At 59.5% G+C, this 21,017-nt stretch carries 25 protein-coding genes; 5 read left to right on the top strand and 20 right to left on the bottom strand.

What is annotated here, in order from left to right:
- Positions 1 to 76 precede the first annotated feature (76 nt).
- From AR689_RS15280 to AR689_RS15230, 14 genes are all read right to left on the bottom strand, one after another.
- Positions 77 to 769: a hypothetical protein gene (locus AR689_RS15280; RefSeq protein ID WP_062071478.1), complete on the bottom strand. Its 693-nt coding sequence runs from the start codon at positions 767 to 769 to the stop codon at positions 77 to 79.
- Positions 770 to 1,495 carry a hypothetical protein gene (locus AR689_RS15275; protein WP_062073824.1) on the bottom strand — a complete coding sequence of 242 codons (726 nt, stop codon included), beginning with the start codon at positions 1,493 to 1,495 and terminating at the stop codon, positions 770 to 772. It abuts the gene before it with no gap.
- 20 nt (positions 1,496 to 1,515) lie between these two features.
- Positions 1,516 to 2,226 carry an ABC transporter ATP-binding protein gene (locus AR689_RS15270; protein WP_062071477.1) on the bottom strand — a complete coding sequence of 237 codons (711 nt, stop codon included), beginning with the start codon at positions 2,224 to 2,226 and terminating at the stop codon, positions 1,516 to 1,518.
- The gene (gene mpaP, locus AR689_RS15265; RefSeq protein WP_062071475.1) at positions 2,223 to 3,896 is read right to left on the bottom strand and encodes a daptide biosynthesis intramembrane metalloprotease; all 1,674 of its coding nucleotides are present in this window, start codon (positions 3,894 to 3,896) and stop codon (positions 2,223 to 2,225) included. Before mpaP ends, AR689_RS15270 begins: the two co-directional genes overlap by 4 nt.
- Positions 3,893 to 5,095, bottom strand: coding sequence for a YcaO-like family protein (locus AR689_RS15260; RefSeq protein ID WP_231745544.1), 1,203 nt, complete (start codon positions 5,093 to 5,095; stop codon positions 3,893 to 3,895). The genes mpaP and AR689_RS15260 overlap by 4 nt, the downstream gene beginning before the upstream one ends.
- Before the next feature lie 41 nt (positions 5,096 to 5,136).
- Complete coding sequence (gene mpaM / locus AR689_RS15255; RefSeq protein ID WP_062071473.1) at positions 5,137 to 5,955, bottom strand: daptide-type RiPP biosynthesis methyltransferase; 819 nt, start codon at positions 5,953 to 5,955, stop codon at positions 5,137 to 5,139.
- A gap of 84 nt (positions 5,956 to 6,039) precedes the next feature.
- On the bottom strand, positions 6,040 to 6,177 hold the full coding sequence (locus AR689_RS23115) for a daptide-type RiPP (RefSeq protein WP_156424614.1): 138 nt from the start codon (positions 6,175 to 6,177) through the stop codon (positions 6,040 to 6,042).
- 39 nt (positions 6,178 to 6,216) lie between these two features.
- Entirely contained in the window at positions 6,217 to 6,342 is a 126-nt protein-coding gene (locus AR689_RS23665; protein ID WP_272941661.1) for a daptide-type RiPP, read from the bottom strand.
- 47 nt (positions 6,343 to 6,389) lie between these two features.
- A complete protein-coding gene (locus AR689_RS23110) occupies positions 6,390 to 6,530 on the bottom strand; it encodes a hypothetical protein (RefSeq protein ID WP_156424613.1) in 141 nt (46 codons plus the stop codon).
- 4 nt (positions 6,531 to 6,534) lie between these two features.
- Positions 6,535 to 7,749 carry a daptide-type RiPP biosynthesis dehydogenase gene (gene mpaC, locus AR689_RS15250; RefSeq protein ID WP_231745543.1) on the bottom strand — a complete coding sequence of 405 codons (1,215 nt, stop codon included), beginning with the start codon at positions 7,747 to 7,749 and terminating at the stop codon, positions 6,535 to 6,537.
- On the bottom strand, positions 7,746 to 9,035 hold the full coding sequence (mpaD, locus tag AR689_RS15245; RefSeq protein WP_062071471.1) for a daptide-type RiPP biosynthesis aminotransferase: 1,290 nt from the start codon (positions 9,033 to 9,035) through the stop codon (positions 7,746 to 7,748). Before mpaD ends, mpaC begins: the two co-directional genes overlap by 4 nt.
- Positions 9,035 to 10,057, bottom strand: coding sequence for a daptide biosynthesis RiPP recognition protein (mpaB, locus tag AR689_RS15240; protein WP_062071469.1), 1,023 nt, complete (start codon positions 10,055 to 10,057; stop codon positions 9,035 to 9,037). The genes mpaD and mpaB overlap by 1 nt, the downstream gene beginning before the upstream one ends.
- Positions 10,058 to 10,332: 275 nt before the next feature.
- A complete protein-coding gene (locus AR689_RS15235; RefSeq protein ID WP_156424612.1) occupies positions 10,333 to 10,818 on the bottom strand; it encodes a DUF6301 family protein in 486 nt (161 codons plus the stop codon).
- On the bottom strand, positions 10,815 to 12,362 hold the full coding sequence (locus AR689_RS15230) for a TY-Chap domain-containing protein (protein ID WP_062071466.1): 1,548 nt from the start codon (positions 12,360 to 12,362) through the stop codon (positions 10,815 to 10,817). The genes AR689_RS15235 and AR689_RS15230 overlap by 4 nt, the downstream gene beginning before the upstream one ends.
- A gap of 204 nt (positions 12,363 to 12,566) precedes the next feature.
- Here AR689_RS15230 and AR689_RS15225 point away from each other — a divergent pair, with 204 nt between their 5' ends.
- A complete protein-coding gene (locus AR689_RS15225) occupies positions 12,567 to 13,142 on the top strand; it encodes a hypothetical protein (protein ID WP_231745542.1) in 576 nt (191 codons plus the stop codon).
- A 64-nt stretch (positions 13,143 to 13,206) separates the two neighbouring features.
- Here AR689_RS15225 and AR689_RS15220 read toward each other — a convergent pair whose 3' ends face one another.
- Positions 13,207 to 14,583, bottom strand: coding sequence for an APC family permease (locus AR689_RS15220; RefSeq protein ID WP_502686019.1), 1,377 nt, complete (start codon positions 14,581 to 14,583; stop codon positions 13,207 to 13,209).
- Between the two features lie 283 nt (positions 14,584 to 14,866).
- Positions 14,867 to 15,280 carry a cupin domain-containing protein gene (locus AR689_RS15215; protein WP_231745541.1) on the bottom strand — a complete coding sequence of 138 codons (414 nt, stop codon included), beginning with the start codon at positions 15,278 to 15,280 and terminating at the stop codon, positions 14,867 to 14,869.
- A gap of 421 nt (positions 15,281 to 15,701) precedes the next feature.
- On the opposite strand from AR689_RS15215, the gene AR689_RS15210 reads away from it, so the two are divergent.
- The 4 genes from AR689_RS15210 (at position 15,702) to AR689_RS15195 (ending at position 18,770) form a co-directional block, all read left to right on the top strand.
- A complete protein-coding gene (locus AR689_RS15210) occupies positions 15,702 to 16,082 on the top strand; it encodes a cupin domain-containing protein (RefSeq protein ID WP_197412896.1) in 381 nt (126 codons plus the stop codon).
- A 20-nt stretch (positions 16,083 to 16,102) separates the two neighbouring features.
- Positions 16,103 to 17,503, top strand: a complete 1,401-nt coding sequence (locus AR689_RS15205; protein ID WP_062071461.1) for a trimethylamine monooxygenase — start codon at positions 16,103 to 16,105, stop codon at positions 17,501 to 17,503.
- 210 nt (positions 17,504 to 17,713) lie between these two features.
- Entirely contained in the window at positions 17,714 to 18,301 is a 588-nt protein-coding gene (locus tag AR689_RS15200) for a TetR/AcrR family transcriptional regulator (protein ID WP_082697990.1), read from the top strand.
- 85 nt (positions 18,302 to 18,386) lie between these two features.
- Positions 18,387 to 18,770 (top strand): DUF1304 family protein, encoded by a 384-nt coding sequence (locus AR689_RS15195; RefSeq protein ID WP_062071459.1) that lies wholly within the window; start codon positions 18,387 to 18,389, stop codon positions 18,768 to 18,770.
- Positions 18,771 to 18,796: 26 nt separating this feature from the next.
- Here AR689_RS15195 and AR689_RS15190 read toward each other — a convergent pair whose 3' ends face one another.
- The 4 genes from AR689_RS15190 to AR689_RS15180 all read right to left on the bottom strand — a co-directional run bounded on the left by AR689_RS15190 (position 18,797) and on the right by AR689_RS15180 (position 20,983).
- Positions 18,797 to 19,261: a VOC family protein gene (locus AR689_RS15190; protein WP_062071457.1), complete on the bottom strand. Its 465-nt coding sequence runs from the start codon at positions 19,259 to 19,261 to the stop codon at positions 18,797 to 18,799.
- Positions 19,200 to 19,637 carry a MerR family transcriptional regulator gene (locus AR689_RS22780; protein WP_082698165.1) on the bottom strand — a complete coding sequence of 146 codons (438 nt, stop codon included), beginning with the start codon at positions 19,635 to 19,637 and terminating at the stop codon, positions 19,200 to 19,202. The genes AR689_RS15190 and AR689_RS22780 overlap by 62 nt, the downstream gene beginning before the upstream one ends.
- Before the next feature lie 166 nt (positions 19,638 to 19,803).
- Positions 19,804 to 20,397, bottom strand: coding sequence for a P-loop nucleotide/nucleoside kinase family protein (locus tag AR689_RS15185; protein ID WP_197412895.1), 594 nt, complete (start codon positions 20,395 to 20,397; stop codon positions 19,804 to 19,806).
- A gap of 175 nt (positions 20,398 to 20,572) precedes the next feature.
- On the bottom strand, positions 20,573 to 20,983 hold the full coding sequence (locus tag AR689_RS15180) for a hypothetical protein (RefSeq protein WP_062071456.1): 411 nt from the start codon (positions 20,981 to 20,983) through the stop codon (positions 20,573 to 20,575).
- Between the last annotated feature and the right edge of the window lie 34 nt (positions 20,984 to 21,017).

Here is a 21,017-nt window from a genome sequence, read left to right as displayed (position 1 = left end):
CAGAACCAGTGCCAAGAAGAGCCAAACCAACGGACTGCGGTTCATTGAAGATTCCTTAATCGAACTAGATGAAAGGTCAGGCCAGATCCCGCTTCAGGAACACCCCGAACGCAACCGCTGTAACTACTACAAGCCAGGTCCCGGCTCCTGCAAAAGAACCGGAGAGTGGTATGTGGATAGCTACGTGGTCAGCCCAGTCAGCGGCCAGGACAGGGAAAAGAAACTCTTCGGCGTGCCCTAACGAATCGGCCAGAAGCTCTGGAAGTACCAGGCTCAGAGGCACCACGAAGAGGCTCACCAGATGGCTGCGTAGAAGGGAGCCGATGGCAAAGCCCCACAGCGATCCCATGGCGGCCATGCCCGCGAACGCCAGGACTGAGTAGGTGCTGAGTCCCCATGCTCCTGCCAGGATTTCTCCGAACGCTCCGAACAGGGTGCCCACGGTTGCGCCTACCAGGAGGGCCGCCAGAGAAGTGCTGGCCGCCCGGGCAGCGAACGCCGGTCCCCGATGGAACAGCAGTACTCTGCGTGTGAAGCACCCCGCCCGATAATCCGATGTGAAGGAAAAGGAGCCAGTCACCGCGGCCGCCGTCAGCATGAGGGACAGCCCTGCTTGCTGGAAAACGCGGTCAATTCCCGGTGGTGTTTGGGGCTCAAGGCTCGCCATCCCAAGGAGTATGCCCACGAGCCCCAGCACCAGCAGGGCGCAGATGGCTGTTCCCAGCCACAACCAAGGCCGTCTGAGGTCCGAGAGAAAGGCGGACACCATCTAGAACTCCCTTCCTCGGAGGATTCGCACTGCACCTAAACCTGCCGCGATGAGCCAGCCAAGCGATACAAGGAAGGCTGGCAATGGATCCAGAAGACCCTCAAATGGCAGGGACGTTATTCCCGCCAAAGCTCCAGAGGGCAGCCATCGAGCTATGCCTGGTGCGCTTGCCAGAAGTGGCACCTCAAGGGCCAAGGGGATCAGCAAGGTGAGCATCGTCGTCGCGTAGTAATGCCGAATGATCCACCCCAACGAACATCCCCACAACGCACCCATAATGGAGGCAAGCACCACTCCCGGCATCCGGTGCCATGACTCGGCGGCCAGCAAGTGCTCCAGCACGCCAGGGGGCAGCGAAAACGCCATACTGACGCCCCACAGCACTGTTCCGATGAGGACCGTGGCAAGACCAACAAACGCTGCGGCCACGTATTTGGCTGTCAGCACCTGCTTCAGCCCTGACATGACCACACTGCGCCGGAGGGTTCCGTAGTATGACTCCCGGGTGACCACATAGCTTCCTGCAAACGTCGCCACGGGTGCAATGCTCGCTGAAAGAGTCCAAAATGTCCGGACGTTGTCCGCAGCGGATAGCCCTTCCGAAATACCTGGCCACCCCAGGAAGTTCGCAACGAACCAAGGGACCAGCGCGGTGAAGGCAAGGATGCCCAGCACTGAATAGCCACTGACATACCGGAGGAGCTCTGCCCGGAGAGCACCGGTCAAGGAACTTAGGGCGGCTCCCTTCACCGGGAGCCCTCCAGAATCTTGAAATACGCGGATTCCAAGCTGCCCCCACCGAGCGCCTTGGCTTCCTCGAGGGTGCCTCGGAACAGCGTCCTTTGCTTGAGAATCACCACTTCGTCCGTAACCTGCTCCAACTCCATGAGCTGGTGGCTTGAGACCAGGGCGCTCCCGCCGGACGCAACGAATTCCCGGAGGAACCTCCGCAGCCACTGGATGCCCTCTGGGTCCAGCCCGTTGGCGGGCTCGTCAAGGACCAGCATCTCCGGGTTGCCCACCAAAGCGGAGGCGATTCCCAGGCGTTGCCGCATTCCCAGCGAGTAGTCCCGTACCTTCTTGTTTCCTTCGGCCGCGAGGTCCACCAACTCAAGGACGCGCTCTACGCTGCCCGGCTCAGCCCCGGAAGCAAGCCGGCAGATCTGCAAGTGCCGGCGTCCTGTGAGCCCAGGCTCCACGTCCATGCCGTCCAGATTCACGCCAACTTTGGTGGCGGGCCTGGGCAGTGTCCGGTAATCACGGCCGAAGACGGTTGCACGCCCTGACGTTGCCTCCACCAGGCCGGTTAGCCCTGCGAGCGCGGTGCTCTTTCCTGCACCGTTGGGACCAATCAGGCCCACCACCCGTCCGGCCGCAACATCGAACGTCAGGTCTTCAACAGCGAACCGCGGGCCTCGCTTCTTACTGAAGGCCTCGAAACTGGCGTGGATTCTCATGGGTTCCCCCTCGTGGATTCTGTGGTTTGCCCGGACTGACCTGGCCATAGCGGTGAATTGATGACCGTCTCCCATAACCACTCCCCCAATCTGAGCTCCCGCTGGCTTGTCACTTCTGCGCGTCCGGAGGAGGACAGGTTCACGCCTGATTCCAGCTCGCTTGGATAGGCCAGTACCGGCAGGTTGTTGCCGGCCACGACGATGGGGGCCATGGTGTCCAGTGCTGCCATGGAGTTCGACGGCGGCGGGTCGCCTATGGTGGCCTGGCCCAGCTCTTCGTGGATGATCATTCCCTGCGATTGCAAAGTGACACGATCGCCGGGTTCGAACGCCTTGCCGGAACCTTGCTGCGGGGTGACCACATGCAATTGGCCGTCTGCATAGGTGTAGCCGGCTACGGTCACGGACCTTATGGGCACGAGCGCTAAGAGTGCTCCCACAGCCAGGGCTCCCAACCCGACAACAAGGATCCGCCTCCACGCCGGGCTTCCGTTCAGGGTTGCCACGCGGAAAAACCGGAAGACACCCTTGGCAGCCATGACAAGCAGGAGGCATAAGACCCCGAACACAACAAGGTGCCCCACGTAGCCAAGTTGCAGGAAGATCGGCACGAGTCGTTGGTAGCCGATCACCATGAAGGCAAGTCCTGATACGAAGCTTGCAAGGCCAAACCACGGCAGAAAGCCGTGCTTGAAGGAGGTGCGCCGGGAACCGAGAACGCGTGAACCGACGACGTCGGCCAGTGCATCCATCGACTTCTTCCGCAGATGGGGAACGTCCACGGCCGACATCAACGCTACATAGCCGTCCAACTTGATGAAGGGAAAGAGGTTCAGCACCGCCACGGCGTAGCAAATCATCCCGTAGAGCACGGCGGCGTCCTTCTCTGGCGAGTCCGGAAGAAACATCTGAACCGTCATGGCAGCGCTCCCCAGGGCAACATGCACCAAAGGGCCGGCAAGGGCCACGAGCACCCGCTGTCTTCCGGAGCTCAGGCGCCAACCATCGGTGACGTCGCAGAAGAAGGCAGGCGACAAGTAGAACAGCATGATCCCGATCCGGCGCGGTGTGCCGCCACAGTACGTGAGCGCCATGCCGTGACCCAGTTCGTGCAGCAAGGTGGAGACGAACATCGCTGCCACTACGTACAGATAGGCCTCCACAGGAAGCGGCGTTGAGAGAACACGCCACATGCTGGGCCCGGCAAAAGACGCGCCGATCAATCCGCTCAGCAGGAGCAACAAGGCTGGGACGGCACCACCGGGTCGCATCATGGCTGCGACCACCGGGCGGAATGTCTCCAGCAGCCGTGCCGGATTGAAAAGAGTGAACTGCACGGTGAGGGGTGGCCGGAACTGGATCCGTCGAATCTCGGCCGGCCCCGCGCCGTCGTCGAAAATCCCCGTCGGCGCCAACTGGCGCACAATCCCTTCCACATCCGCGGGCGTCCAGACTGGTCCCAGCAGCTGGGCGATTTGGTCCGGTTGCCGTTCCCCGTCCACTGCTTTCAAAACATCGGCGACGTCGGACGAGACCCGCACTTTCGGCACACCATTGATGGCGACGATCCATGGCCCGCCGTCCTTCAACGGCACGTCGATGGACGCAGACGAAGCAAGCTGCACCGGCCACTCGAGCTCACCGGGCGTTGCCTTTCCCCACCTGCTCATATCAGCGGATGCGGGGTTGAAAGGCAGCCAGGCATGACGAACAGCTTCTTGGTCTCATCCATGGTCAAAGGGACAGCCCCAGGGCAGATGGCCTTACCGGCCACCCAACCCAACTCTTGGATTGGGCGGGGAAGCCTGTGAGTGAGGTTGACCCAGTGGGAGCGGATGTTTCGTCCGGCCAAATGCTGCACCAGAACATCCACGTCAGGGGTGGGGAGGCTTCCGGGAAAGCAGGATGATGTGAAGGTTCCAACCCACTGCCGCAGCTCAGCAATCGCCGGTGCAGTTGTCCAGAAGGCGGCACGGGAGTCGTCATCTGTCACCGGGGGGCCTGTCACCTCGGTGTGTGGACTGGCGGAAACCACACCATCGGAGGCTGTCCCGGCAGACTGTGCCCGGGCGAGGAAGAGCTCCCGGATTTGCAGCCCCTCCTGAAGTGCTCCCCTGAGGGCGATGACAGGGTCCGATGCAGCTTTAAGTCCCACAGCACCGAAGCCGTTTGGCCCCGCCTCCTCAGTAATGATGCACACGGCGGTCAGCAGCGGACCGCCGTTCCCCGGAATGAAGGCAAGAGTGGGCTCCACACCGGCCGCCCGGGCAGCAATGAGGAGCACACTGAGTCCCCTGGTTTCCGGCGCCTGCCGTGCGGCTACGGGCATGCTTTCTGCGTCGAACTTTTCCAGCGGGGTCCGCTGGCGCCACGCTCCAATGAAGGCATCACGTTCCACGATCTCCGCTATGCCGGAGAGCTGGGCGAAGGCCTCCGAGGGGCCGGAGGCCGCACCGTTGGGTGAAGGATCGAAGTGTCCATCCCAAGGATTCACCTGTCCCAGTCCAGGGGTGTAGTCCACAACAGGAGCGGGTACCAGGGTGGGGTCTCCAGTCCGCAGATCAGTGGCCCGATACCAAGGAAAGTCGCAGGTGAGCGCGGATGCGCGCCCTAAACCAGTGCCCGCGACGTCGATTTTCGTTCCGAGGCTGCCTTTCGGGGCTAGCAAATGCTCGGAATCTGCCGGCACGGGAACCAGTGCGAAGCGTTCAACCGCTTCGCCCGCCCCTCTGGTCAGCGACGCCCGTTTGGTGACATCGAAGGCCCCTACGGCAGAGGCTAGCCGAGCACCCGGTGCACTGTTGGCTAATCGCCCCACGGTTCGCCACAGCCCCACTTCATTGGGTACGTAGACGGTTGCTTCCGTCACCAGTCCTAGGGACGGGTGCAGCGTTCTTACGGCATCTATGCTCATTTGCCGCAAACCCACAGCTCCACGTCGTACACATCAGGGCTTGGCGACGCTATCCGCACCGGCCGGCGTTCAACGATGGTCAATCCTTCGGCGGCGATCTCCTCCTCAAGGAGGCTGTTGCTCAGAAACGCGACGTCGCTGGCGTATGCGGTGGATCTATAGGTGCCGTCGTGGCCGAAACTGACGTGGATCATGGTTACGTGACGCGCTCCGTTGGCGGGGTCCCGGCCTTCGGCAGTAATCAGAAACGAGTCTTCATCCAGTGCGGAGACTATACAGCGGCCGTCGCCAGCGGAGGGTGCTTGGTGGTTGTCGGCATTCAGAACCGTCAACAGAAACAGTCCGTCCGGTGTCAAGCATTCGCGCACCCTGCGGAACAGATCCCCGCGGCCGGCCGGATCCAGGAGCGTTATGGAACTGGCACCCAAAACCACGCAACCGAAACCGGCGTCCACTTCGAAGCGGGACATGTCCGCCTCCACCAGCTCGAGAGGCACGCGGCGCGGGTTGAAGGCTTTGGTGACGGCTTTTTCTTTCAGCATTGCCAGCATTTCCGGTGACGAATCCACGGCGGTCAGTGGACGGCCCAGTGCGAGGAGCGGCCGCGTGATCCGCCCGGATCCGGAGGCAAGTTCCAAGATGGGCCCTGAGGTTTTGCGCGCTGCGGCCAGGATCTCAGGGAGCTCGGTGAGGTCGTTGGCGGTGATCTGGTCGTAGAGACGGGATCCGGAGACGCTGTACAGATCTTCAGGCGGATCGACGTGTCCAAGGATCCGCAGAATGGCGTCGGCGGTCTCATCTGGTGCGGTGTTCATCAGCTCGTGTTCTCCGGGATTTCCTGTTGTGGACTGGCGATCACGCGGGTGGTGGCGATCTTGGCACCACCCGCGTGAACTGGCTTAGGTAGCGGCGAGGCCGACGACGACGCCGGCGATGATGATGACGTCACCAACGCGGATGTACCACGGCGTATCGTCCGGGGTGTCGAGGTTCTCCAGTTCTTCGATGCTCAGCTGGAGGTTCGAGGTTGCAATCATTGGCTTCTCCTTTCTTCTGGTTGTGAACGGAACCTGGGTTTAGGTGATGCTGACGGCGATCAATCCGATGGCAACTCCTTGGGAGACACCGATGAACCAGTTGTTAAAGTCCGGGGTGTCCATCGACTCGATCTCCTGAATGGAAATGTTGAGCTGATTTTGCATTCGTTTTCACCTCCTCGGTGTGCTCTTTGACCAGCTGGGTGATGCGATCAGGTGATGCCTACTGCGATTCCCACCAAGGCCAGTCCTGCGGTGATGCCCTTGATTCGTTCGTCCCAGTCATCCGGGACATCCATGGCCTCCAGCTCCTGGATGTTGAGGTCCAAGGCTTTGAATGCTGTGCTGTTCATGTACTCACCTCCTCTCTCTTGCCGCTGCTAGATCGCCCATTGGGCCTGACAAGACGTGATGTCCTCTCGCCGCAGTGGCGAGGACATGGTGAATCTGCGCGGAGTCGATGCCGCGAAGCATGGGAAGCGCTCCTCCCCAATTTCGGATGGCGGCTTCCGTGGTTCGGAGCAGCGTTTCCTCGCCTAGGGTCTCCAGACCGGCGATGCCCCACCGCCGCATCAGATCGGTGATTCCGGGAGCCGGTTCAGGGTCCAGGACAGGAACTACTTCAGTGACCATGGACCACAGTTGTTGCAGGCGCCGGCGGTCTCCCCACGCTGCAGCACCGTGGGAGATTTCCTCCCAGATGGGACCGATCACGGAAGCTGTTGCCGTCATTTTTCTCGTCCCGGTGGCGTATGCGAGCTCGTTCGCGAGGTACCAGTGCCTGGCCCCGTAAGGATTGCGGCCCATGAGAGCCCATCCCGTGTGTGTTTCCATGCTGAGCCGTGCCGCGGTCAGCCTCAGTTCCGGCGCATCGAACATGGTCAGTTGCTCGCCCAGCCGGACCATCCGTTGGATGAGGACATGACCGTCGTCGTCGAAGATGCTGTGCTGACTGCCAACCATGGTCCCTGCCACCCTCAAAAGAGCTTCGAACAGGCCTTCCAAAACCAGATACTTGGGCAGGGTGGCGAGGTGCCCGGCGTCGAGCATTGCAACGTCACCTGCAAGGTTCCGGGAGGCTATCAAGCGGCGTCCGACGGCGGTGTCCAGGCAGGCGACAGCGCTGACTTCAGCGCCGGTCCCCACGGTGGACGGCATGAGGATGGTCTTGGGGCGTTCCGTGCCATTGGTGATGGGCGACAACACCAACAGCCCTGAGCGTTTGGCGTGGCGTTCCGCAAATATGGTCAGAGCAGGGTCGGCCGTGAAAAGCGCAGCCAGCTTTACGGCATCCAGGACGGATCCGCCACCTAGTCCCACGATGGTTTGAAGACCATTTTCGCGGATGAAGCTGCCAACGTTCCTCAGCGTTTCCACAGTGACCGGCGCCGCGGTCAGTTCCAGGACGGCTGATCCTTTGAGGTCACCTGCGAGGAGCTTGTCGCGGTGTCCCAGGAGCTCCTTGTCCACTACCAGGCCTGTTCGGCCGCGGGTGAGGCTGCCTACATATTTGGGTGTTGTCCCGTCGTTGGCAATGACGCACCGGGTCCTCGACCCGTGATCGGCAATCATTCGAAAACTCCGTCCCGGTGGGCTTTGACCAGGCCAGCTTCCATGGCGGCTTGAAGCTCTTCGAAGTTCTCCTCGGTATAAGTGAGCGCCGGCAACAATTGGATTCGTCCAGGCCCCGGCTGCACTATTGCGCCGGCCTGATGGATGCTCCGCACCACGGCCAGGACTCCCTCGGACGAGAGCGGCAAACCATTTCTGGAATGGAGCTTCAGTCCACGCATGCAGCCCCTGCCGGTTGAGTTGCCTACGCTGGGGAGGCGTCGAAGATCTTCCATGAGCGTGCCGAGGCCTTCGGCCACCTGCTTGTTCAGAGTGTGGTGGTCCAGCCGCTTCATCTCAGCGATGGTGCTGAGGATGGCTGCACACGTTGCCGGGGTGCCAGCTTGGGTTTCTCCATGAACGAAGATGGCCTCCGTTGTGTCGAAGCGTTGGGTCACGCGTTGAGCTACCAAGAGTGCGGCGCATGCGCTGGTACCGTTCGTCAGGCCTTTGGATGTGACCACGATGTCCGGCTGCTGGGGCCACTCATCGGAGGCGAACCAGCCGTTCACCCTGCCAAAGCCGGTGGCAACCTCGTCCGCGACCAGAAGGAAGCCGTGCTGGTCCCGGTGCTTAATGACGTCCTCGATGAAAGCGTCCGGCACCGATTCCGCACCTGAGCCCAGAACCGGTTCCAGAATGACCGCAGCAACTCTGTGGCCTTCTCTCAGCATGAGGCGGTTCAATTCGGCGCCGTCGTCGTCGAATCTGATGTGGCGGATATTGCGCCTGTCCACGCCGTACACTGCTTGCCCAAGTTCATCTCCGCTGAGAGCTTGGCTTCCATACGTCAGGCCGTGGTAGCTGCCGTCCAGTCCCACGATGAGCTTCCGCTCCGGCTGCGCGTTCAAAACGAAGTAGTGGCGGGCGAGCTTCATCGCTGCGTCGTTGGCCGCACCTCCGGAAGTGGAGAACACCGCCCGATGGAAGCTGTGGGCAGGCAGAGTCAGAAGAGCCCCGGCGGCCTCGGCAGCTTTCCGATGGGCCGAGCGGAAAAGGGGAAGGTAGGAGGCGGTACGGAGTTCGTTGGCAATGGAATCAGCTATCTGTTGGTTTCCGTAGCCGAGGTTGGTGTTCCACAAACCACTCTTAGCGCAGATCCGTTTCCGGCCGTCTTCAAAGGTGACGTGGACGCCGTCAGCGCTGACTGCCGTGTAGCTGGCCTCATCGAAGGAGTGCTGAGTGACCAGCGGAACCCAGAGTGGACTTTGTGTTCTTGGAGCCGGAAGAACGGGTACCACCGTCATCAGCGTGCACCCATAACGTCGATACCGAGCTGTTCGAAGTGTGTGACTACTGCCCTCGCGGCTCCTTCAGCCACACCGGCTGAAACCTTGAGAACGGGTGCCAACACCCTGGCGGCAGTCTTGATGTCCCGCACATTGGAGACGGCCTCAATGATGGCCGCGGCGTCCGAACCGATCCGGAACAGCCGGCCAGTCTTCGTGTCCAGCAAGGTGTGCTCCGCCGCCCGCTTGAGGATAAAGGGAGCACCCGCCGACGGCACGCCATCCCTGAGGCTGGCGCCGTAAAGACTGACGCCGAATCCGAGCAGGCTTGTGTTGGCTCTGTCTTCACGGGGAATGAACTTCCAAGCATCCAAAGCGGCAAGGTAGCGCGGGATCCAGGGCTTGGCCTCAAGGGAGTCCTGGATGTCCCAAGGGTAATAGGCAGCGGCGACGGCGGACTCCGGCCTCAGCGAAAGGGCCCGGACTCTGATATCCGGCAGCGAATCGCCTACCTTGCCGATTTTGGTTCCGTAGGGCCCGGTCCTGACGGAACCATCCCCTGTGATGTGAAGCCGAGTCAGCAGCAGGTTGTTCTTCGCGGCCCCGCTCAACAACCCGCGCTCCGCCAGAACCGTGTTGACTTCAATGAGTTGCTGAACAAAGTGGCCGGAACGGATAGCTTCTTCTGCGTCGTCGAAGAACGCCTGCCAGTCTTCCTCTGTGGTGATCCTGGCTACCGTCACGCCCACCAGGTTCACAAAAGGGATGGCCACATAGTCTTGGATTTCCAAACTGAGGGTGCCATCAACCAGGAGCTCTTCCCCAGCGGTATCGAACGAGCCCGATACCGGGACGATGCCTTCGTCGGCTTTGTCCCCGTTCAGAACCAGAACCGTAGAGCCCTCACCGGCAAGCGTCTTCGCGTACCCGGCGTGCTCGGGATTCTCAACAAAAATGACGTGACCCGGTATCCGTCCGGGAACCCCCGTGATCCACTGATCCACCGCGGCGGCAATGCTCTGTTGCTGACTCAGCTTCAATTCCCCAACCCCAATAGTTGTCTACTCCAGCGGCCCCGCATTTAGTCGGGCCTGCGTTCTGAGAAGGACACTATGGGCGGGTTGGTGGGCCACAGGGCGGAAAGACGAAACTAGGTGGTGATTTGGCCGAAATTAGGGGTCAATCTGGGGCAACTAGGTGGCGTTTGGGGGTGTCCTAGGTGTTCGAAGCTGGGTCCGCTTTCGGGCCGTGCAGACGAGTTCGTTGGATCAGGTGAGGGAGCCCGCCAACTCATCAGCGGGCGCGCCGGCCATCGTCATACGTCGCCGAGTTTCCGCTCCACTTCCGCGCCTTGGGGTGTTTCGAACCTTGCGGAGAGACCCCTGGGTGAGAAGTTGAAGGTGACGCGAGCACCGCCGTCGACGTTCCACCGAGCAGTTTTGGCTTTTTCGAAATCCCGTAGGGCTGGCTTCCCCCATTTCGCTTCGCCCTCGCGAACCATGAGCGTGAAGGAATCGCCAAGGAAGGCGGTGGACTCGGGTGTTACGTCCCGGATGGTGTCCGACGTGTCCAGGCTCAATTCCCTCATCACGTTCTTGTAGTCGATGGTCATAACATCAGCGGTTGTGAAGTTGGATACTGTGTTCATCAAATATGGCGTGTCGTTCTCGACTTCGATGGTCCACCCGAACCTCTCCACAGCACGTTGTTGGGCCTCGGACTCCGGCATAGGCCATGGCGCAGCAATCCAGAAGTCCATGATGTCGCAGACCTCAGCGGGGGGCATTGATTTCCAGGTCACTTGTTCCGTCCTCTTTCCAGTTTTTCGTTCTTTGCTCTTTCCAGCCAGACTCTCCAGGCGTTATAGCTGAAAAAGGTGAAGTTGTACCCTGCCGTAGCCGCTGCATCCTTCAACGTCTCACCCACTCGGAAAACGGGTCGGCCGTCATCGGCTTCGATTGACTGAACGATCTCGGTGTCCGTGGCATTGAGCATGTGGATCAGGGGGTACGCGGTCCGAAAACTCTCGGAGCCTCCCATGAAATGGACCCAGTGATCGCGTCCCCAACGAATCTCCGTGCCGTTTGCCCCGACTTTTACCTCAACCCCAGGGGCATCCTCAAAGCTCGCTATCTGCTTGGCCGGCCAGAGCATCCCCTGCACAAGGTCCAGGGCAAAAGGGCGGGCAGCGTTGGACCGGGCCACTACCTTCGTGCGATTGATGCCAGCATGACGCAATTCCAGAGTGCCATTGTCGGTTACAGCGATGACCTTCGTCATCGACAGGTTCCTCCATTCCAGAACCCCGTCGGAGTGGGTGAGGAGGCTGACCTTCACCCGGGGGTTGATCGCCTTCATTGGCGGGGTGCTGAGAAGTTGCTCAACCAGCGGATGGTCGAGGGAACTGACCCATACGGTGGGTCGGCGTTCTCGCTCCACCTTCCCCGTTGAGTCGCGTTGGTTCGAATCGAGCCCCAGGCCAGGGAGTTCCAGGGAACGGGAACCGGGGTCCATATGTGCTACTTGTTCCGCGGACCAGGTCTGTCCTTCTGGTATCTGCTCTGCCTCACGCCAGGCCCGATAGCTGAGGTCGTCAGGGCTCTTGACGCCGTAGGAATTCCGAAGTGCGGCGACACACCGATCCGCGAGCTCGCGGTATTCGGAGGTCAACGCCGGAAGGGGGAGGGAGGAGGACCAGTTCGGCTGCGCAACTCCGGGTGCCTGCCAACCGCCGTCGCTCAGCACGGACTCCACCGCGTTAACCACTACATCTTGACCTGGAGCCTCGGCGTGAAGACGGTCGGACTGTCCTGCGAATTGAACATACCTATTCGGGTGCAGATCGGAGGCGATGATCAGGATGACACGATCCGATACGCTGCGGAGTGTGGCCGCGAGCCTGCCGCGAAAATCGTTCCAGTCGAAGGTGGCCCGATCGCTGGGTTTTCGCTCAGCCCACGGCATGGGCACCCTTGTTCTTACAGTGTTGAAGTGCAGATCCGGGTGGTCATGGGGAATTACTTGGATCATTTCCACGTCGCGGGGATCACTACGTTCGAACCCTTCGTCGCCCGCTGATGGTTCGCGCGTGCTGGTCATGAGTCCACGCTGGCCACTCGAGTGGACTTCGACAATCAAGCCTCGATACGTGCCGCGATGGTGGATGTCATAGCACTCCAGCTGCTCATCCGGAGCGATCTCCCTGATGAATCCGCGCTTACCCGCGGGGCTGAAACCCGGCGTTGGCTGATCCGTCCACAGCACCCACCCGTCTCCTTGCGACCGCAGCCGGTACTCAATGCCGTCAAGCACGGCATAACGCCCTGGTCTGATGAAAGTTCTCATATAGGCCTCCTCCATGGAAAGTTCGACGGCGGACGGTTGGGTAAGCGGGATCGGAGCCTTGTGGCGCGGCGCATTTCAGGTGCCCAGCTTCCGGTGGAGCTCGACCTCCCCAGTGTAAAAGAGGGGCCGGACCGCTAGTGACACATGAATATCAATTTCTCCGGCCTGCCACGAGCACGTGCAGGGCGCCCGGTAGCATGCCTTATGGAGTCTTTCACTTGGGCAAAAGCCACCACTGATGGCCCGGAGAAAACCAAGGTAGCTGTCCTGCTTCCGGGTTCCGGATACCCAGTGGAGGGTCCAGTCCTCTTCTGGATTGGTGAAATGCTCGCATCCATAGGCTGGCATGTTCAGGCCGTCCGGTGGACTCCCGACGATTCGCCGAGTGCCGCCCCTCATGAATTTGCGGCCAATGCCGCGAAACTGGCTTTTGCTGAGGCACCCGACGCCGATCACCGACTGATCATCGCCAAGTCGTTCAGCACCTTATGCATTCCTTGGGCCGAAAAAGCTCGGATCCCTGGGATCTGGCTGACACCCTTGCTCACAGATGAACGGGTCAGAAGCGCCCTTGGTGCATCGTCGAAGAACGACCTCTTAATCGGAGGTTCAGGGGACAAACTCTGGGACGGAGGACGCAAATCCGAGAGTGCGGGAACGTTCTTTGAAGTGCCTGGAGCAGACCACTCTCTGCAGATCCCGCACGATTGGAGAGCCTCCCAGAAAGCTCAAGCCGACGTGTTCGAGCGGGTTGAGGCGTTTATCTTGGGACTTGGCTAGGCCCCAACGTTTATCGGCGGGGGCAACGTTCCACTACTAAGCCCAAAGGCGACCAGTCGTGGGCTCACGTCATCGTCGGAAGCTTGTCCACGTCAGCGGCATCGTTGTCGGTAGCTTGATCCGAAGAATGAGCGTTGGCCCGCCGATTCTTTGAGCGCCTGGATTCACCTTGGGAGTAAAACCAGATGGGGATGTAGAGGGCCAGGACAGTGAAGCCCAGCCATGTTGAGGTCCACCCGATCTCCAGGCTGTTGAGGTACACCACACCCACCAAGCACAGCGGGAGGTTGAAGAGGCCAAAAAGCATGGCAACATGTTTCCAGCCCTTGGGTGCTTTGAAAGGCCTTTCGAGTTTAGAGAGCGTCGGGTGCTTTACAGCTTTGACATAGGCGAACAGGCTGATGCCGTTGGCACACGTGTAGCCGATGGCAGCCGCGGCAAGAATTGCCGCCATGGATCCCATCGAGATGAGCACCATGTTGAATGCTGCAGTGACGAGCAATGCGATGAAGGGGGTGCCGTGGCGGTTGGTCTTGCCGAAGACCTTGGGGAGATTGCCTTCGGCCGACATGGAGTGCATGGCACGGGAGGAACCCAGGTAAGCCGTCTGGATGATCAGGACCATGGCAGCGATCAGCATGATGATGGTGATGACAGAGCCGGCATTGCCGAACACCGCCTGGGCTACTGGAATCAACGGCGAGATGGGTTCGGCCGCTACACCGTCCACGCCCAGGACTCCGATCACTGCAGTCTGAACCAGAACGTAGGAGAAGAAGCAGATGGTGCCGCAGGCAAACAGCGCCTTGGGGATATCTTTGGCCGGGTTCTTGTACTCCGGACCGTAGATCGCGGCCGTCTCCCAGCCACAAGCGCTCCACTGTGCGATGGCGAAGATGCCAAAGAGGATCAAAATGTGGTGCATGTCCCAGGCCCAGTCAGCCGGCAGCCAATTGCTGGTGATGTTCGCCAGGTCAACATGTCCCGTAGCAAAGGGGGCCACAGACAAGATGACCAGTGGCAGCAAGGAAACCGCCGCCAGGACATAACCCAAGATGGCGCCGTCCTTCAGGCCAAACCAGTTGACCACGAACAGTCCTGTGAAGATCACCAGACCTGAAAGCAATGAGAGCTGGTATGAGGTGAACGTCGCTGCCAGCACCGGGAAGAGCCCATGAAGATAGCCGCCCACCAAGATGGAGAAGATTGCCAGCACCGGGTTCCACGCGAACCAGTAGCTCCAAGCACTGAACCCGCCGATCAGCTTGCCCTTGTCGTACTTGCCCTTGTAATTCTCGGTCCGGAATATGTGCTGGGCATAACCCGGAAGCCCTGAAGCCTTGGGGAAAGTGGTGGCCATTTCGGCGTAAGCAGCGTTTTGCATGAAACCTTGGATGACGGACAATCCCCAGACAACTATGGCCGCAGCAGATAAGTACATTGGAATATATCCCAATGAAGGCAGTATCAGGAGTGGCACCCCCAGCGAAATGGATAAGCCTTGCTTCCAATCAATCGATCTTTTTAGATCGTTCGCAATGGGGAAACTGTTTTCACTCATTAAGTTCTCCTGTGTATAGCGATGAAACCCGGGACATCTCAGTCCAAAGACGGGATGGATTCCCGGGAATCAGCTACCGGGATGGAGCCCAACAGGGCAGCAGTTCGCCTGGCGCAAATTCTTGAGGCGAGCTGAGGCGCGGAGCGGCGGGGCCGCGGACGAATCAGAGTTCGAAGTATCTGAAAGAGTGCGAGTCCACTCCGTGAGGATTAGGGCCGTAGACGGTGAGCATTCGCGCATAGACGGGAGCCCAATACGTCCCCAGCTGCCCGCGATTCACCCGCGCCGTGTCACCTGGCTTGAGAATGACCGTCTTGCCCTCGCTCTTGACGTGCAGCTCTCCTTCCAGGACGAAGTTGGTTTCGGTGTGCGGATGGAAGTCTTCCCAGCCGCAGGACGTCAACTCCCATTCGGACAGGATGAATTCATCCCAGCTGCCCACCGGGTCAGCGTTGATGAACCTGCACCGCAATCGTTGCCATTCAGCCTTCATGGGCTTCATGGCCGTCGCCGGCCAGAGGTCGATCTCTTCCATCGTTTCGGGTGTCACAGGCTGAGGGAACGCGGCAGTTGACATGAATATTTCACCCTTTCTAGGCCCGCCGTCTGCTGCGGGATGATTCGGCAAATCCAGAGCGGATTCCGATGCGGTGACGTAGGTCACAGCGATGCCAACTGTGACACGAACAGCTGTTCAAGTCAATGGTTCATCATGAACTATTCGCGACATTACGGCCGCGCTCGGAAATCAAAAAATTAATCACATGAACGATTGACTTGCACGCTTGTTCATGTCACCTTTTTGGTGTGAGCTCCCGTGACTGACATCACGGCACGGGAGCCGAATCGGCCTTAGGTAAACCTTTCTGGAAACTGACGCAATGCTGGTCCGGCCGCGATTCCTCAGAGCCCTACAGGGCATCTCTTTGATCTTCGGCATTTCCCTATGCCGCAAATACCGTAATTACACGCTCTATTCGCATTAATAAGGAGAAATCATGGATACCACCCTCGTAGGAACGCTCAGCACGGCCGGCTCCATCCATAAGGTGGAGGGTGGTTATATCGGCCTTCCCTCAATGAACGAGCCGGGATCCGTCGCAGCCATCGGCGATTCCCTTCACAACCCTGCCGGCTCAGTCATGTGCGCGGGCTTTTTTGAGCTCAAGGCTTCGGAACCGCTGGTGTACACATACACCTATGACGAGATGAAGGTTGTCATTAAAGGCGAATTCATCCTCACGGATCAGTCCACCGGAGAAACCACCCACGCCAAAGAGCGTGATGTGTTGTTCTTCCCCAAAGGAACCACCGTCAAGTTCGAGACCCCTGACTATGCCCTGGGGTTCTTCGTCGGCGATCGCAATTTCGCAGCCTAGATCAACTACAGGAGAACACCGTGGCATTGAGAGTCGGAATCATTGGTGCCGGACCCAGCGGCCTGGCACAACTACGCGCCTTTGAATCAGCACGTCAAAAGGGCGCCGCTATCCCCGAGATCATGTGTTTCGAGAAACGCGATGACTGGGGTGGGCAGTGGAACAACAGTTGGCGCATTGGTCTGGACGATCGCGGCGAGCCAGTGCACTCCAGCATGTATCGCCACCTGTGGTCCAACGGGCCCAAAGAATGCTTGGAGTTCTCGGATTACTCTTTTGACGAGCACTTCGGCCGGCCCATCTCCTCCTTCCCGCCCCGTGAAGTTCTCTTCGACTACATCAAGGGACGGGTGGAAAAGTCCGACGTCCGCAAGTACGTCCGGTTCAACAGCGTTGCCCGCCACACCAGCTATAACGAGGCCACGCAGGAATTTACGCTGACGGTTGAGGACCTCAAGACGAACCTTACCGAGACCCATGTGTTCGACAAGTTGGTGGTTGCCACCGGTCACTTCTCCGTCCCCGCAGTCCCCGAGTTCAAGGGCATCAAGACTTTCCCGGGCGAAGTTCTTCACGCACACGACTTCCGGGGTGCTGAACGTTTTTACGGCAAGAAGCTGCTCATGATCGGCAGCAGTTATTCTGCCGAGGACATTGGCATGCAGGCCCACAAAATGGGAGCCGCGTCCATCACGCTAAGCTACCGCTCTGCGCCGATGGGCTACCGCTGGCCAGCCACAACGGTAGAGCGACCCCTCGTGACGCACTTCGAGGGTCGCACCGCATTTTTCAGTGACGGTTCGCAAGGTGACTTTGACGCCGTCGTACTTTGCACTGGATACCAACACAAGTATCCGTTCCTGCCCAGCGGGCTGTCGTTGAAGTCGCCGAACGTGCTGTACCCGGCTGGTCTCTACAAAGGAGTGGTGTGGCAGCAGAACACTAATCTGTACTATCTGGGCGCCCAGGACCAGTACTACACCTTCAATATGTTCGACGCTCAGGCCTGGTTTGCACGTGACGTCATGACCGGGAGGATCAACCTGCCGTCCTTGGCTGAGCGTGAGGCTGACATCCAGCACTGGCTCCAGCGTCTGGCCGCATTGCCGGACCATGATGCAGAAGCCGATTTCCAGACGGACTACCTGCGGGAACTCATAGCCGCAACCGACTACCCTCCGTTCGATTTGGACGCTGTCTGTCAGTTGTTCAAGGATTGGATGCACCACAAACACGACGACATCCTGGGGTACCGCGATATGCTCCACCGCTCGGTGGTCACCGGCACCATGGCCACCAAGCACCACACCCGCTGGCTGAATGCTATGGACGACTCGTTGGAGCGGTACCTGAACGGCCCATCTCAGGATTTGGGCAACGTCTCCCCGGACGATCTGAGCGAGACCGTAACCGCCAGGTAGCTCCGCCGCACCGCTCGGGGATAGCACCTCCCCTTGCAGGCCGCCGCCTAGACCAACAGGCGGCGGCCCGCAGCGCCCTCATCCGTGAACGCTTCCCTCCTCGCCATGTATTGGTCAGTCGTTCACAACAGAGGTGCAACTTTGTACTCTCCAAGCAATAGTCTTAAGAGGGGTCCCAGCGGGGCCGAATCGTGAGACTGGGAGTGAGCAATGCGGGTTTCCGCAAAAGATCGAAAAGAACAGCTGATAGCGGCAACAGTGGAACTCATGAGGCGTGAGGGTGTCCAGTCGGTGACCATGCGGGCTATCGCCAAAGAGGCGAATGCTCCTTTGGCGACGGCCAACTATTGCTTCAGCGGTAAGGACGAGCTCATGGAGGCAGCAGCCGAGGCCTGGCTGAAGAATCTCAGCAGTTTTTCCGGTGAAGTCCCAGTCCATTTAGGCCTTCGCAAGGCGGTGGAACAAGTAGCCGAAGGGTACTGGCGGGCACTCGAAGAAGAGCCAGCCAGCCTCATTGCTGAGATCGAGCTGATTCTGTGGGCAACTCGGAATGCTCCCGTCAGCCCGCTGGCCGCGAAAATCTATCCAGCCTACGAAGTGGAACTGGGGGACATTTTCTCCTCCGCAGCCGAAAGCAACGGCGATCACTGCCTCATCGGCATTCCGGCGCTCGTACGGGCTTTCCTGATGATCTACGACGGAGCAACTCTTCAGTACTTGACGAACCCGACGGCGGCAGATCACCGCGCGCTGTTCTTCATGACTTTGGATGCGCTACTGATCAAGGCGGGAGTCTGAGGCACCCACCTCTTGAAGGTGGTCGCACCTATAGCTAACCTGCAGACACAAGTAATGAAGAGTGCAGGTTTGCTAGGAGCACGGCATGAATTTGCTGAGCCAAATACTCGCGGGGGCCACCGGCCTTGCGCTGATAAGCGTTGGCGTCCTGGAGATCTTCTTCCATGGTGATCAACGCTTCCACCGGATCTTCCTGATCCGTCCCGACGACGTGCGGGCAGTACGGATGTGGGCGATGAACGTTGGCGCCTACAACATAACCTTTGGCATCGGAATCGCAGTAGGACTGTGGCTGGTGAACTTCTCCGGCACTCCCGCGAGTGGGTCGGCGATAGTTGTTTTCTGCTGCGCCTGCCACGTCTTCCTTGGTTTCTGGCTGTGGGTCACAGAGAAGAGGCTCCTGCTCAGCGCCATCGGCCAAGCCCTCTTTCCTCTACTCGCAATCGTTTTCTACGTTGTCCTTCACTAGGGCGTGGACGGATCCATCGGGATGCCTCACCTGGCACGATCGACGTCAGTGGTGAAGCCTTTCCTCTTGGTACGTTCTTGCAGAGTCTCAAGTTCTTGGAAGAAGGTCACTTGCCAGCCATCAGGACCCTGCACTCTGCCGTTAATGGTCTCGAACGGAGTTCTCCTTGGAGGTGCGAGCACCTCTAACCCAAATTCTTCGGCGGAGGTCATTGCAGCTTCGGTGTTGTCTACCTCCAGGGCTATCCGAAGCGTAGGACCTTGGGAAGATGGTGCGTCTTCGATGGCGTCGATGTTGCGAACGTGTGTGGGTGTGGCGAGCTCAATGGTGGCCGTGGCGATGTTCAGTATCGCCACTCGGTCCTCCCCATCGGTTGCGAATGCTGGCTGTTCCGGGAGACCAAGGACGTCGCGGTAAAAACGCAGGGCGCTATCGAAGTCGTCTGTTTCGATGATCAAACGCAATTGCTTGGGCGGCTGTGAAAGAGTCATGTCCATCATTTTGGAGGGTGACATGCGTGTCAGGTGCAAGCCCGTATCGATCTCCCAGCCGTTTCAGCTGCCGAAGTTCGGCTTCGACGGATTCCTTCTCGCTCTCCAGCCGCGCCTTCGCAGCTGTTATGGCTGCCAGGAGCAGGTCGCGGTCTTTTAAGGGATTGACCAGGGCAGGAAGCAGCGTGCGGATTACGGAACTGCAAAAACCGGCCTCAAACAAGTCTTGGATCTGAAGCACACGACGCTCATCCTCGTTCGAGTAAATGCGGTGACCTGCCGAAGACCGCTGCGGCTCAAGCAGGTCTTGCTGTTCGTAATAGCGCAAGGACCTGACGCTGACGCCAGTCCTCGTGGATAATTCTCCGATCCTCATGCAATCATCTTCGTTGATTTCTGCCGGAGAGACCGTGCCCTCCTTTTCCAAGCGACAGCGAAGACCCTCCCAACGAACGCATCCATGAGAGCGCCTCGACGGACATGCATGCCTTGTGTCCGATGAGGAATCCCGACCGGATTGAAGAGCGGCAGCGGCTGGTCCCTCAAGCCAGAGCGTTCAGGAGGCTTGTGTAGGTCTCCTCGATTTCGCCTCTGCGACTGTGGATGACTGAAGCAGAGGGACGGGCGTGAAGCCCACTGGTCAGGCTGTCGTACATTGACTTCAGCAAGGTGGAGCCGCCGTTCTGTTCCACAATCGCCGTTACCTTGCCATGCCAAGGATCGTGGTTGTCTCCGCGAGCGTAGAATCGCTCTACTGAGGACTCTCCCGTATCCATGAGGACTACCTCCCGAAAGCCCGCGCCGGCCTTCAGCGCAATGCCGGCGAACAACCCGACTTCCTCGTCGGCGTCGAGAAATTGCGGCATGATCACTCGATGCCCTCCCGCCAGGTGCGTGGCGGCCATGTTGAGAGCGATGGGGCGGACCAGATCCCCAGCCGCCTGAAAATCTTCTTGCCAGCCGCCAATGAGGCACCGGACCTGATCGACGTCCAAGTTCAACGTTCCGGGATGGCGGTCTGCAAAGAGTCTGGCGAGAGTGGACTTTCCGATGCCCGGCGGGCCGTTCAGCAAAATCAATTCTGCCCCCGGTTGGTCACTCACTGGCCAGTTGAACTTTCCTAGGTTTGCAGACATGCATGACACTCTAGGCGCTAGAAGAGAGCTATCACTGGACACATCCCTCTCTTCCAGGGTGTGCATCACCGATCGGCCGGATGGAACCAGATACGGGTTTGCCTTCCGATGACTTCGCCAACTAGCCGCGCTATCGGATCACGGGGATTGACTTAGCGGCGTCCGCATTAGCCCTTCAGGCAGCCATTCGCCCCTCCGGACGTTGACGCAGGGACATCAGAGCGAGGGCAAACAGCAAGCCGCGGGCTACACCGAACAACCATGGAAAGGGCAGATCGAAGCCCAACCAGAACACCGCTTCCACAGGCAGGAGGGCCAGGCCAAGAACCAACCCGGACCTACGCCCCCTCCACGCCAGCCAAGCCGCCCACGATGCTGCCAGGACTACAACGAGGAACACCATGAGGAGCGTCACGAACACCCAGCGCTGCAGTCCGTCCCATGGACCCGCGTACATCGGGAACAGGTCCATGAACATCGGCAGGTACCCGTTTTGGAGGAGATGAATGCTGACGGGTATCGCCGGTATTCCGAACGCCGCAGCGTAGATCCACGTCAGCACCGCCGCCACACGCGCTTTCTGCATAGCCTTCCTCGTTTCGGCAATCCCTGGTGAACCA

Origin of the sequence: Arthrobacter sp. EpRS71, assembly GCF_001512285.1 — a bacterium.
Taxonomy (GTDB): Bacteria; Actinomycetota; Actinomycetes; order Actinomycetales; family Micrococcaceae; genus Arthrobacter.
Note: the sequence above shows the minus strand (reverse complement) of the source record. Positions and strands in the feature narration are given on the sequence as shown.

Bases quoted from the DNA above. Each gene is read 5' to 3' on its own strand.
- AR689_RS15280 (WP_062071478.1), bottom strand. From the start codon at position 769: ATGGTGTCCGCCTTTCTCTCGGACCTCAGACGGCCTTGGTTGTGGCTG.
- AR689_RS15270 (WP_062071477.1), bottom strand. From the start codon at position 2,226: ATGAGAATCCACGCCAGTTTCGAGGCCTTCAGTAAGAAGCGAGGCCCG.
- mpaP (WP_062071475.1), bottom strand. From the start codon at position 3,896: ATGAGCAGGTGGGGAAAGGCAACGCCCGGTGAGCTCGAGTGGCCGGTG.
- mpaM (WP_062071473.1), bottom strand. From the start codon at position 5,955: ATGAACACCGCACCAGATGAGACCGCCGACGCCATTCTGCGGATCCTT.
- AR689_RS23115 (WP_156424614.1), bottom strand. From the start codon at position 6,177: ATGATTGCAACCTCGAACCTCCAGCTGAGCATCGAAGAACTGGAGAAC.
- AR689_RS23665 (WP_272941661.1), bottom strand. From the start codon at position 6,342: ATGCAAAATCAGCTCAACATTTCCATTCAGGAGATCGAGTCGATGGAC.
- AR689_RS23110 (WP_156424613.1), bottom strand. From the start codon at position 6,530: ATGAACAGCACAGCATTCAAAGCCTTGGACCTCAACATCCAGGAGCTG.
- mpaC (WP_231745543.1), bottom strand. From the start codon at position 7,749: ATGATTGCCGATCACGGGTCGAGGACCCGGTGCGTCATTGCCAACGAC.
- mpaD (WP_062071471.1), bottom strand. From the start codon at position 9,035: ATGACGGTGGTACCCGTTCTTCCGGCTCCAAGAACACAAAGTCCACTC.
- AR689_RS15230 (WP_062071466.1), bottom strand. From the start codon at position 12,362: ATGAGAACTTTCATCAGACCAGGGCGTTATGCCGTGCTTGACGGCATT.
- AR689_RS15225 (WP_231745542.1), top strand. From the start codon at position 12,567: ATGGAGTCTTTCACTTGGGCAAAAGCCACCACTGATGGCCCGGAGAAA.
- AR689_RS15220 (WP_502686019.1), bottom strand. From the start codon at position 14,583: ATGTACTTATCTGCTGCGGCCATAGTTGTCTGGGGATTGTCCGTCATC.
- AR689_RS15215 (WP_231745541.1), bottom strand. From the start codon at position 15,280: ATGTCAACTGCCGCGTTCCCTCAGCCTGTGACACCCGAAACGATGGAA.
- AR689_RS15210 (WP_197412896.1), top strand. From the start codon at position 15,702: ATGGATACCACCCTCGTAGGAACGCTCAGCACGGCCGGCTCCATCCAT.
- AR689_RS15200 (WP_082697990.1), top strand. From the start codon at position 17,714: ATGCGGGTTTCCGCAAAAGATCGAAAAGAACAGCTGATAGCGGCAACA.
- AR689_RS15195 (WP_062071459.1), top strand. From the start codon at position 18,387: ATGAATTTGCTGAGCCAAATACTCGCGGGGGCCACCGGCCTTGCGCTG.
- AR689_RS15190 (WP_062071457.1), bottom strand. From the start codon at position 19,261: ATGACTCTTTCACAGCCGCCCAAGCAATTGCGTTTGATCATCGAAACA.
- AR689_RS22780 (WP_082698165.1), bottom strand. From the start codon at position 19,637: ATGAGGATCGGAGAATTATCCACGAGGACTGGCGTCAGCGTCAGGTCC.
- AR689_RS15185 (WP_197412895.1), bottom strand. From the start codon at position 20,397: ATGTCTGCAAACCTAGGAAAGTTCAACTGGCCAGTGAGTGACCAACCG.
- AR689_RS15180 (WP_062071456.1), bottom strand. From the start codon at position 20,983: ATGCAGAAAGCGCGTGTGGCGGCGGTGCTGACGTGGATCTACGCTGCG.